The organism is Nocardiopsis alborubida (genome assembly GCF_012396365.1).
GTDB lineage: Bacteria > Actinomycetota > Actinomycetes > Streptosporangiales > Streptosporangiaceae > Nocardiopsis > Nocardiopsis alborubida.
The window spans coordinates 396,618-409,691 of sequence record NZ_JAAXPG010000001.1 but is presented as its reverse complement, the minus strand read 5'-3'; the positions used below and the strand labels follow the sequence as shown (position 1 = coordinate 409,691).

The following is a 13,074-nucleotide window of genomic DNA, read 5'->3' as shown; positions in this document are numbered from 1 at the left end:
CGGGCGGCCCCGGCGGGCTCAGTCCTCGGGCTCGGCGGTGAAGAAGGCCACGGTCCGCTCCGCCGAGGCCCGGGCCTCCTCCGGGTCGGCGCCCGCGGCGGCGTGCGCCTCACCCCACAGGCGTCCGCTCAGCTCCATGAACCAGCGCGCCTCCTCCGTCCTGTCCCAGCCCGCCGTCTCCGACGGCACGTCGGCCCCCGAGGCCAGGTGCAGGCCCAGACCGAGGAGCCCCAGCTCCCAGCCGATACCGGTGGCGCCGGGACCGTACTGGGCCCAGAAGTCGTTGACCGGCGCGAAGTGGGTCAGCGCGAAGCGGGTCCGCTCCTCCGACAGCGCGGTCAGCCCGACCTCCACCTCGCTGCTCTCCCCGCCGTACTCCCACGTCAGGCGGAAGGAGTTCGGCGGGTCGCACGAGAGCACCCGGCCCCCGGCGTTGCCCTCCAGCTGGTAGGCGCCGCCCTCGCGCAGGTCGCCCGTGACCGGCATGAACCACCGGGGAAGGCGTTCGGCGCTGGTACAGGCGTCCCACAGGTCTCCGATCGGCGCGTCGTAGTCCTGGGTCAGCGTGACGGCGGCGTCGGCTCCGGCGCCGTTGAGTTCGACCGTGCGGCCGACCGCGTCGATCTGCTTCCGGACGTCCATGGTGTGCTCCCCCTGCTCATCGGTCCCGCCCCTCGTCGGCGGACTCCCGGCGTTCGCGCCTTCCCCGGGCCAGTTCGGTCTCCAGCGCCATCAGGTGGGGCTCCCAGCGGGCGGCGAAGCGCCGCAGCCAGGCGTCCACGTCGCGCAGCGGCGAGGGGTCGACCGCGTAGAGCCTGCGGGTGCCCTCCCGGCGCACGGTGGCGAAGCCGTTCTCCCGGAGCACGCGCAGGTGCTGGGAGACGGCGGGCTGGGAGATGCCGAACTCGGCTCGTACGACCTCGGTCAGCTCGCCCGAGGAGTGCTCGCCCTCGTTGAGCAGCTCCAGCAGGCGGCGCCGAACGGGGTCCCCGAGGACATCGAAGGCGTGCATGACCCCACTGTATAAGCAGCGAGCTATATAAGCCAGCCTTGATGCGATAGCGTCTGCCCATGGCCCGAATCGAGGAACTCGTCCACTACCCGGTCAAGGGGTGCGCGGGCACCTCCGTGCCCTCCGCCGAGATGGCGCCGACCGGCCTCCCGCACGACCGCGCGTTCATGGTGGTCGACGACGCCGGGGGTTTCCGCAGCCAGCGCAACGACCCCCGCATGGCGCTCATCCGCGCGGGGGTCACCGCGGACGGCACGCGCCTGAGCCTGGGGTGGGGTCCGGCGTCGGGCACGGAGCCGGGCGCGGACGGGTTCGCGCCCCTGGAGGTCGAGGTCGACCCCGGGGGCCCGCGCCTGGACGTGACCATGCACCGGCAGCCGTTCGTCGGCGTGGACCAGGGCCGCGAGGCCGCGGACTGGCTGTCGGAGGTACTCGGCGCACCCAGCCGCCTGGTGCGGGTTCCCGACGACCACGACCGCCGCGTGGACGGGATGACCCCGGGCACCAGCGCGTTCGCGGACAGCACCGCGGTGCTGATGGTGTCGCGGGCCTCCCTCGACCTGCTCAGCGAGCGCATCCTCGCCCGGGGCGCCGAACCCGTGCCGATGAACCGTTTCCGTCCCAACATCGTCGTGTCGGGCTGGGCCGAGCCGCACACCGAGGACCGCGTCCGCGCCCTGCGCCTGGGCACCGCGGAGCTGGGCTACGCCAAGGTGTGCATCCGCTGCGTGGCCACGACGGTCGACCAGTCCCGGGGCGCCAAGGCCGGGCCCGAGCCGCTGCGCACCCTGGCGGACTACCGCAGGGCCCGGGGCGGGGTGGCCTTCGGCGCCAAGTTCGCCGTCACCCGACCGGGATCGCTGGCCGTGGGCGACGAGCTGGAGGTGCTCGCCTGGGACGGGGCCCAGGACGAGGACGCGGACCTGACGAGCGTTCCGGCCTGACCGCGGGCCGCCGCGCCCTGCCGGGCGCGGAAGGGCTCCACTGCTCGCTCCCGGGGCCGGAGCCGCGTCCTTCGTCGTCGGCCCCGGGCCCGGAGGCCGACCGGGCCTGCGAACCGGGGCCGGCCGGACCGCCCCCGGGCCGAAGGGGCGTCCGCCGCCCCCGGACGGCCCTGTGGGCGTCGGCGACGGTCTCAGTCGTCCAGGTCGGCCTCGGCCAGCAGCCTCGCCGCCGACCCCGGCTCCCGCAGCGCGTCGGCCAGCACGTGCCTCCTCGACCACTGCCCCGCGCGCCAGCACAGCGCCCGGGCCAGCCCGTCACTGGTCGAGGCGTGCGCCGAACCGTCCGCCACGTACCACTCCACCTCCACCCCGTCCACCGTGAGCGTCTGGTGGTGCAGGTAGGTGCGGTCGGGCTCCCCCGCCGGGTCGAGGAAGAGGTCCGCCTCGTCCGGGACCTGGCGCATCTGCCCCGCCGATCCGACCCTTCCGGTCACGACCTCGCTGGCCAGGTCCAGGTCCAGTACGTCCGCCACGGCCTCGGCCGTCTCGGCCGGGGCGAGCACCAGGGCCCTCTCCTGCTCCTCCAGCAGCGGCAGCAGGTCCGGCGAGTCCACCACGACCGCGTCCTCGGCGTCGGCCACCACGATCGACCCGCCCCGCACCGCGCGTACGCGGGACGGCGGGGTGACCAGGTCGGTGTCCACCCCGGCCAGGGCGGCCCACACCCTGCGCAGCGAGGCGCGGTCCACGTGACGCTGGGGGTCGGCCAGCCGGGTGAGCAGGTCGTCCGCGCCGTCCGGATCCGCCAGCACGTCGTCCAGGGTGGTGCGCACGCCCAGCGCGCGGGCGAACTCCGGGTCGACGTCGGCGCTCACCTCGTCGTACAGACCCACCAGGGCGGGGTCGGCGTCCCCGAGCCGCAGCCCGGCCGGGGAGCTCCCGCCCAGCAGGGCCCGCGTACGCAGCCACCAGGCGGTGTAGGAGGGCACGTCCGCCACGCGGCCGTCGGGCAGCAGCACGCGGGCGGGGGAGGTCACCGCCTCGCGCAGCGGTCCCTCGGCGAGCATGGCCAGGGCGCGGGGCCACTGCTCGTCGGCCACGTAGTCGAGGTCGGCGACGCACACCAGCTCGGGGACGACCGGCGGCAGTTCCGGGTCGCCCACGCGTTCGAGGACCTCGTCGGCCCAGTCCTCCAGGCCGTCCGGGCCCTCCTCCCCCGCCGCGCCGTCGAAGACGGAGGCCAGGTCCTCGCCCAGCGCGACCTCCTCGGCGCGGACCGCGGTCAGCTCCCACAGCGCGCCGACCGCGCGCAGGACCTCGGCCCCGTGCCGTTCGACCAGGTCCGGGTGCACGGTGCCGAAGGGGGCGTCGTCCACGAGGAGGTCGGCCAGGGGCGCGCCGGGCACGAGGAGCTCCGCGGCGACCGAGTAGCCGTCCTCGTCGTCGCGCAGGGCCAGCTCGGAGAGCCAGGGCACGTCGGCGACGCCGATCCCCGACGCGGAGACCAGGTCCAGCACGGCCTCGGCCACGGGGTCGGGGTCGTCGGCGTCCAGGGAGGCGCGGACGGCGGCCTCGGTGCGCCCGTCGCGCAGCACGGTCGCGGCGCTGGCCTCCACCGCGCCCAGACGGTTGAGGAGGGGGTGGACGGCCTCGGGGTGCACGACGCGCACGCCCAGGGCGGCCAGGGCGTCCAGGGGCCCGCGTTCGCTCCGGCCCTCCCGTGCGTCCCAGCCGTCCCGCTCGTCGTTCCGCGCGCCGCCCGCCGTCGCCGACCAGTCCTCCGAGGGCACCAGCAGCGAACGGGGCCCGCGCACGAGCCTTCCGTCGGCCAGCGGGACGGGCAGGGCGCCGAGCTCGTCCAGGTCGGCGCCGCCCCTACCCGCCCGGTCCAGGGCGGCGTAGAGCGAGGCCCACCAGCGCGGGGGCCGGTCGGTGTCGGCGAGCAGGTCGGCGACGTCGGCCAGCCCGAGGCGGTGGACGCGCAGGGCGGCCAGCGCGGGGTGGCGCGAACTCCAGCTCCCGGGCAGCAGCCGGGGGACGAGTTCGGACAGGACGGAGACGAGGTCGGCGGCGAGGCCGTCGGTTCCGCCCGGCCCCCCTGTGTCGAGGAGTACGGCGTCGCGCGGGGCGACGGGCGCACCGGCCGCCGTCACCAGGAACGGGGCGTCCTGGAGGGGCTCGGCCACGCGGGCGCGGAAGACGGCGTCGACGGCGCCGCCGCCCACACGGGTTCCGGGCACCAGGTCGAGCGCCGCCCGGGGGTCGAAGCGACGCAACAGGGCGCAGTAGGCCTCGGCGGCCTCCATGAGCAGCAGGTCGGTGGCGGCCCCGGGTTGGACCGCGCGCCGGTCGCTGCCCAGCGGGAAGGTGCCGATGAGGACGGCGGGCAGGTCGAGTTCGGTGTCGGTGGGCGTGGGCGCGTGGACCACGGGCTCGACGTCGGCGGGCAGGGCGGCGACCGCGCCGTCCTCGTCCACGGGGACCGCCCACGTCAGCGACCACGACGTGCGGTCCCGTTCCTCGGTGGGGCGGTCGGCGAGCAGGGCGGGGTCGAAGGCGCCCGAGCGCTCCACGGTCCGCCAGAGGGTGGCCCGGGTGCCGTCGCCGTCCAGGTGCGCGGTGACCAGGTCGGCCGTTCCGGTGGCCTCCTCGCGGGTGAGGACGCGCTCGGCGCCCTCGACGTCCACGCGTACCTCGACCAGGCCGGGCAGGGCGAGCAGGAGCGCCTCGCCTGTCCGGTCCAGGAGTTCGCGTACCCGGTCGCGCGCGTGGTCGTCGCGGAGAAGGAGGGTGACGACGGTGTCGTAGCCCTCGGCGCCCTCACGCGAGGCGGAGGACCCGGCCGCCCCTTCGGCACCGGGGGCCTCCCGGCCAACGGTTTCGGCGGGGAAGGGCAGGCGCAGCATGGGCACGTGCCCGGAACGGTGCTCCACCTCCTCCGCGAGCCCGCCGTGGACGCCGTCGTCGCCCAGCAGGGCCGCGACCGCGGCGCGGGCGGCCTCGGCGCTGAAGCGGACGGCCGAGCCGCCGGAGTCGACGGTGACGTCGTCGCTGAGCGCCGCCACTGCGGAGAAGCCCACGCCGAAGCGTCCTGCGGAGCCCTGTTCACCGCGTTTGGTGGAGGCCCGCAGCGTGGCCAGCGACTCCACTCCCTCGGCGGTCAGGGGTGCGCCGGTGTTGGCGGCGGTCAGCCGGCGGCCGGTCAGCGCCAGGCGCAGCCGTCCCGGGACGCCCGCGCGGCGGGCGGCGTCGGCGGCGTTCTGGGCCAACTCGACCACGACCCGGTCGCGGTAGCCGCCGAGCGCGAAGTCCTCCTCCGCGTTGGCGTCCTCACGGAAGCGCGCGGGGGCGTCGGCCCACGCCGCGAGGACGCGTCGGCGCAGTTCGGCGGTGTTGTAGGGATCGGCCACCGAAGCGGTCAGCGGCTCGGCCATGGCGGTTTCCTCCTGCGCTGCGGGCACGGCCCGGCACGGTGCACCCGGGGCGGGAGCGGATGCGGTAAACCGACCCTAGCCCACCGGAGCGGAGGGCCGGGGCCGGACCGTGCGGCGCGGCGGCACAGCGGCGGGAAGAGACGGTGCGCCCGGACAGACCAGGGACACGGCACGCACCCGGACGGCGCCGGTGCACGTCGTCGTCAGACAGCGCTGGTGCACGTCGGCGTCAAGAGTCCGAGGAGACCAGTTCCAGCTCGGCGGTGTCGTCGAAGACGATGTGGTCGTAGCCCATCTCGTCGACGACCGGCTTGACCGGATCGTTGCGCGACTCGGGTCGGCGCACCTCGGAGTGGGCGCCGCAGCCGTGGTCCATCGAGACCACGCGGCCGTCGTCGGGGGCGTACTCGTTGGTGCACACACCGAACATCTGGCGCAGCTCACCGGCGAGCGGCGTCATGAAACCGCAGGTGAGGCAGCGGGCGGGCGCGGCCGTCGCGATCGGGCTGCGCGGGCCGCCCTCGCCGTTGTACCAGCGCTCCGCGGCCTGTTCGCGTCCGATCTCCGAGAGCACCTGGCGTCGTCCCAGGCCCAGCTCCCACATCACCTGCCGGTCCTCGCCCTCGGCGTCCAGCTCGCTGTCGGGCACCTGGGCGTAGCCGGGGACGAGGCGCTCGTCGTCCTCCTCGGCGGGCAGCAGGTCGCCCACACCGAGGTCGCCGGGGCGCAGCCGCTCCTTCCAGGGCACCCACTCGGGCGGGGCGAGGGCGCCGTCGCCGGGCAGCAGAACGACCTCGTTCACCGTGACCTGTCTGGCGCGCGAGGCGCGGACCACGGTGACGGCGTAGTTCCACCCCGGGTAGGCGGGGTCCAGGCAGGTGAAGAGGTGAGTGACCAGGCGGGTGTCCTCGACCTGGGGGGCGAGGTGCTCACCCACCCACTCGGGTCGCCCGACCTCGGCGGCCACCGAGCGAGCCAGCTCCACCGCCTCGATACATGCCTTGTCCGGTACAGGAGAACGTCGAGTAGGGCTCACGCCCCCATTCTCACTGATCGCGAGCACCGATTTGACCATAACGAGGGTCAAGGTTCGCCCGATACATCCTCCGGACGCGGTCCCGGACCTCTGACCACCCGGGAACCGGGGACACCGAACCGGACCGAGGCAAACCAAAGCAGACCGAACCCGCCGGGCCGGACCGAATCCCGCCGGCCCCGTCACCCGGGCGCGTCGTCTCCCGCCGCCCCCGGGGACACGGCGGCCGCTCAGGCCTCCAGGTCGTCGGCGACCACGCGCAGCACGGAGGCGATCCTGGCCGCATCACGGCGTTCGGGGTGCCGTCCCCTGCGGTAGCCGTTGGACAGGCCCTCCAGCAGCTTGATGAGGTCCTCGGTGATCACCACCATCTCGTCCGGCTTCTTGCGCCGCGCCCTGGCGACCGAGTGCTGGTCCTCCAGGAGCTTGACCTGGAGCGCCTGGGCGCCCTTGCGGCCCTCGGCCACGCCGAACTCGACCTTCTGGCCAGGGCGCAGCGACGTGGTGCCCGGAGGGAGGGAGGAGGAGTGCACGAAGACCTCACCGCCGTCGTCGCGGGTGAGGAAACCGAAACCCTTGTCGCCGTCGTACCACTTGACCTTGCCGGTGGGCACCTGGGGACCTCATGCTTTCACTGGCGGGCGTGCCGGAGACGGGACGCGGGCGGGTGCGGTGGGATCCGCGCCGTCCGCACGTCGCCGGGACGCCCCTGGTTTTTCCACGGGTGTCTCCAAAGTAGTGCCCGCGGGCTCACCGGCGCGAGGGTATAAACAGCCGCCGGTCCCCGCCCACGCCCGGCGGGGCGGGGCTTCCGGGGCACAGCGCGGGCCCTGGGACACGACGAGGAGGCCCGGATGCGGATCATCCGGGCCTCGCGGCGCCGACGGCGGCCCCTCACCGCTGGGTGCGGAGTGTGGGACGGGACTCGGCGGAGACACGGGCCGCCTCGGCTGCTGTGGCGACCGGACTGGAGGCCTGGTCACCGGTACTGACGCGACCGCCCAGCGAAAGAGGCGGTGTACCGACATGACTACCCGAATCCGTGTGTTCGGACGCGCGGTAACGGGCCGACCGGAAAAGGTTATTCCCCAGCGTTTGCCAAGCAATGACCAGCGGTACCGGGCCGGTGAACTGGGACGACACCGCGCACACCCCGACACGGCGCGGCGCTTCGCGCGCACGGCCTCAGCGCGCCGCGGCCCCCCGCCCGGGCGGCGCCGAGCGCGGCAGCCGGGAGTAGAGGTAGACCACGCACACCAGGGAGGCCACGCCGAGGCCGATGACCCCGGTGGCGGTCAGGGACTCCTGGACGTACTCGTCGACGAACTCGGCCTCGCCGCTCCACAGGGCCATGCCGAGCGCGCAGGAGAGCAGGGGCAGGCCCACGCCGACCCACTTGTCCCGGGCGGACCACACCTGGCTGAGCAGGATCAGTGCCGCTCCCAGGACCCACAGGAAGGCCAGGTCCCACCACCAGGGCGCGGCCAGCAGCAGCAGGAACAGGGCCGCGGCCTCGGGCGGGTGGCGGCGCACCACCCCCACCGGGCCGCCGCGGTCGGTCCGGGCCCCCTGGCCGGGCTGGTCCGCGCCCGCGCTCCCACCGCTCCGGCCGGACGGGTCTCCGCGGTCCGCGCGGCGGCCCCGGATACGCATCTCCGTCTGACCGGGCCCCTCCAGAAGGGACCTGAGCCCGCGGTTGGGGCCGCCCCGCCAGGGCGGCGGCGGCCGGTCGGCGTGGCGCGGTCTGGAGGGGATCAGCTCGTCGTCCTCGACGTCGAGGTCACGGCCGTCGAGGTCCCGCTCCACCAGGTCCCGGGGCGTGCCGAGCCCCCTGAGGATCCCCCGGACGGTGTCCACGTCGTGTCCCGCGGCGGCGCGGCGGGCGTTGATGCGCGCGCGCACTCCGGCGAGGTAGGCGGTGCGTTCCTGCGCGGTCATGCGACCGTACAGCTCCAGGCCGACCTCGGACAGATAATCGAGTACCAGTTGTTCCGAGCGCTGGGTCATGCCCCCATATTGGCTCAGGATGACCTGGCTTTTAAGCCCTACTTCTCAGTTTCGGTCAGCTATTTTCCTTCGGATACGGTCTGCTGCGGTGTGCCGTAGGCAGTCGCGGAAGCCACAGGGGACGGACGCGAACACCGGGGCCCTGATCGCTTAGCGTTGAACCGATGAGCGACAACGCACCGCCCGACGGGCGCGAACCGGGCACGGGGGGCCGCACGGCCCCCGCGTCGGGCCGTCCCCCCACGTTCACCTCCTGGCTGCGCGGCAGGTCGGACGACGCACTCGTCGCCCTGCTGCGGGCCCGCCCGGACCTGGCCCAGCCCGTCCCGGCCGACATCGGCGCGCTCGCCTCACGGGCCACCACCCGCAACACCGTTCTGCGGGTCCTGGAACGGCTGGACCGGTTCACGCTCCAGGTGCTGGAGTCGGTGGTCGCACTCGGTGACGACCGGATGTCCGAGCCTGTGGGGGTGCCCGCCGCCGACCTGGCCGACGCGCTCGGGCCGGTGGACGGCCGCGACACCGCGGACGGACCGGTCGGCGCGGCCCTGGACACCCTGCTGCGCCTGGCCCTGGTCTGGCCCGACCGGGGGCGGCTGCGCCCCGTCCAGGTGCTGCGCGACCTGCTCCCCCAGCCCGCCCGGCTCGGCCCGCCCGCGCGCGTGCTGCTCGCCGCGCTGCCGCACGGCGCCGTCAGGAGGCTCGCCGACGACCTCGCGCCGGACGGCACCGAGGACACCCCCGTCGAGGCGGTCGCCGCTCTCCTGTCCGACCCGAAGCGGGTCGCGGTCCTGGTCGACGGAGAGGGTCACGGGCACGCGGAGGGCCCCGCGGGCGCGGGAGCCCCAGAGAACGCGGGGAGCCCGGGGAGCGCAGGAGGCCCGGGGAGCTCACGGGGCACGGAGAGCCCGCACGCCCCACGGATCCAGGCCGACGCACCGGCTCCCGGCGACGACCGGACCGGACCGATCAGCGCCCAGGCCCGGCGGCTGCTGGACAGCATGGCGTGGGGGCCGCCGCACGGAACCGTCTCCGGAGCCCGCCGCGAGGTCGCCCTGGACACCGCCGCCTCTCCGGTCGACGAGCTGATCGCCCGCGCCCTTCTGCTGCCGAGCGGCGACGACACCCTCACCCTGCCCCGCGAGGTGGGGCTGCACCTGCGTTCGGGCCTGCTGTTCCGTGAGGTCACCACCGCGCCGCCGCCCTTCGAGGGGACCGCGCACCCCGCCGACGCCGTGACCCGGGCGGCCGCCGGGCAGGCCTTCACGGTGCTGCGGGCCGTCGAGGAACTCCTGGAGCACTGGTCCGAGGACCCGGCCGCGGTGCTGCGCAACGGCGGTCTGGGCGTACGCGACCTGCGCCGCGCCGCCCAGGCGATGGAGACCGACGACGCCACCGCCGCCCTGTTCGTGGAGGTCGCGCACGCCGCCGGGCTGCTCGGCGCCGACGACCGGGTCGAGGGCGAGTGGCTGCCCACCCGCGAGTACGACCTGTGGCGGGAGCGCGCGCCCGCGCACCGGTGGCTGCGGCTGGCCTCCGCCTGGCTGGAGTCGGACCGCGTGGCGTCGCTGAGCGGATCGCGCGACTCGGGCGGGCGGATGCGCAACGCGCTCGGTCCGGGCCTGGTCCGTCCGGCCGCGCCGCAGGCCCGCCGCGACCTGCTCACGGAGCTGGGCACCGCGGCACCAGGTCTGGCTCCGCTGCCGGACTCGCTGTCGGCGCGGCTGTCCTGGCGGCGCCCGCGCCGCCAGTCGCCGGTCTACGCCGAGCTGGTGCGGGCGGCGGCGGCCGAGGCGGCCGCGCTCGGCCTGACCGGGCGCGGTGCGCTGGCCGACCACGTCCGTCCGCTGCTGGACGGCGACGAGGACGGGGCCGCGCGCGTCCTGGGCGGGGAGCTGCCCGAGCCGCTCGACTACGTGCTGGTGCAGGGCGACCTGACGGCCGTCGCGCCGGGCCCACTGGTGTCCGGGTTGGCCCGCGAGCTGGCCCTGGTCGCCGACGTGGAGTCCACCGGCGGGGCCACGGTGTACCGGTTCACGGAGGGGTCGGTACGGCGGGCCCTGGACGCCGGGCGGGGCGTCGCCGACATCACCACCCTGCTCGAACGCCACTCGCGCACCCCGCTCCCCCAGGCACTGCGGTACCTGGTCTCGGACGTGGGTCGGCGGCACGGACGGCTGCGGGCCGGTTCGGCGTCGAGCTACCTGCGCTGCGACGAGCCCGCGCTGCTGGAGGAGCTGGTCAGCGACCGGCGGACCGACGACCTGGGACTGCTGAGGCTGGCGCCGACCGTGGTGGCGAGCCGGTCGACCCGTGCGGCGTTGGTGGAGCGGCTGCGGCAGCTGGGGTACCACCCGGTGCCCGAGGGCGGGGACGGGTCGATGCGGCTGAGCCGCCCCGAGGTACGCCGGGCCGACGCCGCGGACGTGCCCCCCGCCCCGGGCGGGTCGGGGACGTCGCGGGAGCTGGCGGCCGCGGCGGTACGCGCCGTACGCGCCGGGGACGAGGCCGCCACGGCGGCGCGCACACCGGTCCCGCTGCCCGAGAACGGCCCGCCGGGGTCACGGTCGGCTGCGGTGCTGGAGGTGCTCGCGGGAGCCGCCCGGGACGGCCGGAGGGTGTGGATCGGCTACACCGACACGGACGGTCGCCAGGTGAGCCGGATCGTGGAGCCGTCGGGTGTGGACGGGGGCTTCCTGACCGCCTACGACGCGACCCGGGCGGCGGTGCACCGGTTCGCCGTGCACCGGGTGACCGCCGTGGCCGAACTGGACCCGGAGCCGCGGGAGGACACGGAGCGGCAGGGGCAACCGGAGCCGCGGTAGGACGCACCCGGGTTCCTCACGATCGGCCCGGAGGCGGCGGGCTAGTCTGGAACCGAGTTGGTCGACCCACCGACAGCGAGAGAACCCCCATGAGCAACGCATCGCTGCCCCCCGGGGCATCGTCCCCCCGTGAACACGGACGCGACGACGACCGCGAGCGCCGGAGGGCCCGCGCCCCCGAGCGCGGCGGGGAGCGCGGGGCCGGGAGCGACCGCCGCGACGACCGGGATGACGAGCGCGACGGACCCGACGCGCGACGGAGCGCGATCGGGGCCAGCAGTTCGACGATGGCGCTGATCCTGCACGCCCTGACCTTCCTGTGCTGCATGAACTGGCTGTTCGGTATCGCCGGGATCGTGTTCGCGGTACGCGCCGCCCACGCCCGCGACCGGGGGCGCGCGGTCCAGGCCGAGACGCTCACGCGCTACTCCTGGTACTGCCTGGGAGCGGCCGGGGTGATGCTCTTCGTGATGCTGGTGCTGACGCTGGTGATGTTCACCCAGGCGGGCTCCTGGATCCAGGGGATCGTCCCGGTCACCAACTACTGAGCCGTGTTTGGCGGACGGGGCCGCGGGGCACCGCGTCCACACGGAGCACGGGGATCACCAGCGGGAGCGGGAACGGCCGTGGGAGCGGAACGAGGCGGGTCCGGAAAACAGGGGAAGGGGGACGAGCGGTGATGAACGGCGGAGGCGGTCCGAAGGCCTTCTGGGAGAGGAAGCACGGCTTCACACCGGGGTCCCCGCCCGGAGGCGGACCGGGACGCCCTGCGCCCCCGGCGGCGTTCCGGACGCCCGGACCCTCGGGTGCGTCCGGACCGGGCGGCGCGTCGGGCGTGCCCGGGCCGGGAGGCCCGGGAGGACACGCCACCGGTCCCGTCCCGGGGAGCGCCTCCCTGCTGACGGCGCCCCCCGACCCGGCGCTCCCCCCCGGTGCGGTTCCCCCTGCGGCCCCTCCCGCCCGTGTGGGCGGCGCCGTGGCCGCGCTGGTGGTGGCCGTCCTCAGTGCGGCGGGGTCGATACTGATGATGTACCTGGGCTTCTGGTTCTTCCTCCTGGCGGTGAACGTGCCCGGGGTCTGGTTCGGCATCTCGACGCTGCGCGGGCTTTCCGACCCCGAACGGGTGGAGCGGTACATTCGGTACACCTGGGCCTGCAACTTCTCGTACTTCGCCCTGTTCGTCCTGTTCCTCATCCCGGTCGCCGTCCTGGCCATGATGATGCTCCTGTTCACCTACTGACCGGCCCTCCCCCGCGCCGGTCCTCGCCCCCACCCCCGGTGCCGTGCACCACGATCCGCGGAGAAGCACGAGCGTGAACGACAACTGGCGGCACAGCGGCCCTCCCCCGGGCCACGGCCCCGGCGGCAACGACGCGTACGAGGACCCGACCGGCGGGTACGACCCGTACGGCGGCTACGGAGCCCCCGGGAGCGGCTACGGCCCCGGACAGCCCCATCCGGGCGGCCCCTACCCGGGCGGCGGGTACCCGGGCGGCCCCTACCGGGAACAGAGGAGCGCGTCCGGCGCGATCGCCGCCCTGGTGGTGTCCCTCGTCCTGGTGCTGACCTGCTGCGGTTTCCTGGGCATCGTCGGCACGGTCTTCTCCGCCCTCGCGATCTCGGAGAAGTCCGATCCCGACAGGTACCAGCGCTACACCCGCGTCGCCTGGATCTCCAACGGCGTGATCCTGGCTCTGCTGGTCCTCTTCCTCACCTTCATCGTGATCGCCGTCGTCTCCGGCATGTGACCCGCCGCCTCCGGCAGCTCCCCCTCCCCGCCCTCCCGGCTGTCGCCGGGGCGTCACGACCGCCGTCC

The 13,074-nt window shown here is 75.1% G+C and carries 11 protein-coding genes; 5 read left to right on the top strand and 6 right to left on the bottom strand.

Annotated features, from left to right (window positions below; translation table 11 throughout):
- Positions 1 to 18 precede the first annotated feature (18 nt).
- Positions 19 to 642: an SRPBCC domain-containing protein gene (locus HGB44_RS01885; RefSeq protein ID WP_061079442.1), complete on the bottom strand. Its 624-nt coding sequence runs from the start codon at positions 640 to 642 to the stop codon at positions 19 to 21.
- 16 nt (positions 643 to 658) lie between these two features.
- Complete coding sequence (locus HGB44_RS01880) at positions 659 to 1,012, bottom strand: ArsR/SmtB family transcription factor (RefSeq protein ID WP_061079443.1); 354 nt, start codon at positions 1,010 to 1,012, stop codon at positions 659 to 661.
- Between the two features lie 59 nt (positions 1,013 to 1,071).
- Between HGB44_RS01880 and HGB44_RS01875 the strand changes: the two genes are divergently transcribed.
- The gene (locus HGB44_RS01875) at positions 1,072 to 1,956 is read left to right on the top strand and encodes an MOSC domain-containing protein (RefSeq protein WP_061079444.1); all 885 of its coding nucleotides are present in this window, start codon (positions 1,072 to 1,074) and stop codon (positions 1,954 to 1,956) included.
- A 191-nt stretch (positions 1,957 to 2,147) separates the two neighbouring features.
- Here the strand turns inward: HGB44_RS01875 and HGB44_RS01870 are convergent, their stop codons facing one another.
- From HGB44_RS01870 to HGB44_RS01855, 4 genes are all read right to left on the bottom strand, one after another.
- Positions 2,148 to 5,390, bottom strand: a complete 3,243-nt coding sequence (locus HGB44_RS01870; RefSeq protein ID WP_061079445.1) for a sacsin N-terminal ATP-binding-like domain-containing protein — start codon at positions 5,388 to 5,390, stop codon at positions 2,148 to 2,150.
- A gap of 229 nt (positions 5,391 to 5,619) precedes the next feature.
- Positions 5,620 to 6,375, bottom strand: coding sequence for a DUF3027 domain-containing protein (locus HGB44_RS01865; protein WP_061079446.1), 756 nt, complete (start codon positions 6,373 to 6,375; stop codon positions 5,620 to 5,622).
- A 281-nt stretch (positions 6,376 to 6,656) separates the two neighbouring features.
- A complete protein-coding gene (locus tag HGB44_RS01860) occupies positions 6,657 to 7,040 on the bottom strand; it encodes a cold-shock protein (RefSeq protein ID WP_061079447.1) in 384 nt (127 codons plus the stop codon).
- Between the two features lie 571 nt (positions 7,041 to 7,611).
- Entirely contained in the window at positions 7,612 to 8,433 is an 822-nt protein-coding gene (locus HGB44_RS01855) for a hypothetical protein (RefSeq protein ID WP_061079448.1), read from the bottom strand.
- 164 nt (positions 8,434 to 8,597) lie between these two features.
- Between HGB44_RS01855 and HGB44_RS01850 the strand changes: the two genes are divergently transcribed.
- The 4 genes from HGB44_RS01850 (at position 8,598) to HGB44_RS01835 (ending at position 13,006) form a co-directional block, all read left to right on the top strand.
- Positions 8,598 to 11,258: a helicase-associated domain-containing protein gene (locus HGB44_RS01850; protein WP_061079449.1), complete on the top strand. Its 2,661-nt coding sequence runs from the start codon at positions 8,598 to 8,600 to the stop codon at positions 11,256 to 11,258.
- Positions 11,259 to 11,347: 89 nt separating this feature from the next.
- Complete coding sequence (locus tag HGB44_RS01845) at positions 11,348 to 11,806, top strand: CD225/dispanin family protein (protein ID WP_061079450.1); 459 nt, start codon at positions 11,348 to 11,350, stop codon at positions 11,804 to 11,806.
- Positions 11,807 to 12,222: 416 nt separating this feature from the next.
- On the top strand, positions 12,223 to 12,498 hold the full coding sequence (locus tag HGB44_RS01840) for a hypothetical protein (protein ID WP_082768251.1): 276 nt from the start codon (positions 12,223 to 12,225) through the stop codon (positions 12,496 to 12,498).
- A 73-nt stretch (positions 12,499 to 12,571) separates the two neighbouring features.
- Positions 12,572 to 13,006: a hypothetical protein gene (locus tag HGB44_RS01835; protein ID WP_061079451.1), complete on the top strand. Its 435-nt coding sequence runs from the start codon at positions 12,572 to 12,574 to the stop codon at positions 13,004 to 13,006.
- The last annotated feature ends 68 nt before the right edge of the window (positions 13,007 to 13,074 follow it).

What these genes read in the sequence shown, in the direction of transcription:
- HGB44_RS01885 (WP_061079442.1), bottom strand. Translation starts at nt 642, where the DNA reads ATGGACGTCCGGAAGCAGATCGACGCGGTCGGCCGCACGGTCGAACTC.
- HGB44_RS01880 (WP_061079443.1), bottom strand. Translation starts at nt 1,012, where the DNA reads ATGCACGCCTTCGATGTCCTCGGGGACCCCGTTCGGCGCCGCCTGCTG.
- HGB44_RS01875 (WP_061079444.1), top strand. Translation starts at nt 1,072, where the DNA reads ATGGCCCGAATCGAGGAACTCGTCCACTACCCGGTCAAGGGGTGCGCG.
- HGB44_RS01870 (WP_061079445.1), bottom strand. Translation starts at nt 5,390, where the DNA reads ATGGCCGAGCCGCTGACCGCTTCGGTGGCCGATCCCTACAACACCGCC.
- HGB44_RS01855 (WP_061079448.1), bottom strand. Translation starts at nt 8,433, where the DNA reads ATGACCCAGCGCTCGGAACAACTGGTACTCGATTATCTGTCCGAGGTC.
- HGB44_RS01850 (WP_061079449.1), top strand. Translation starts at nt 8,598, where the DNA reads ATGAGCGACAACGCACCGCCCGACGGGCGCGAACCGGGCACGGGGGGC.
- HGB44_RS01845 (WP_061079450.1), top strand. Translation starts at nt 11,348, where the DNA reads ATGAGCAACGCATCGCTGCCCCCCGGGGCATCGTCCCCCCGTGAACAC.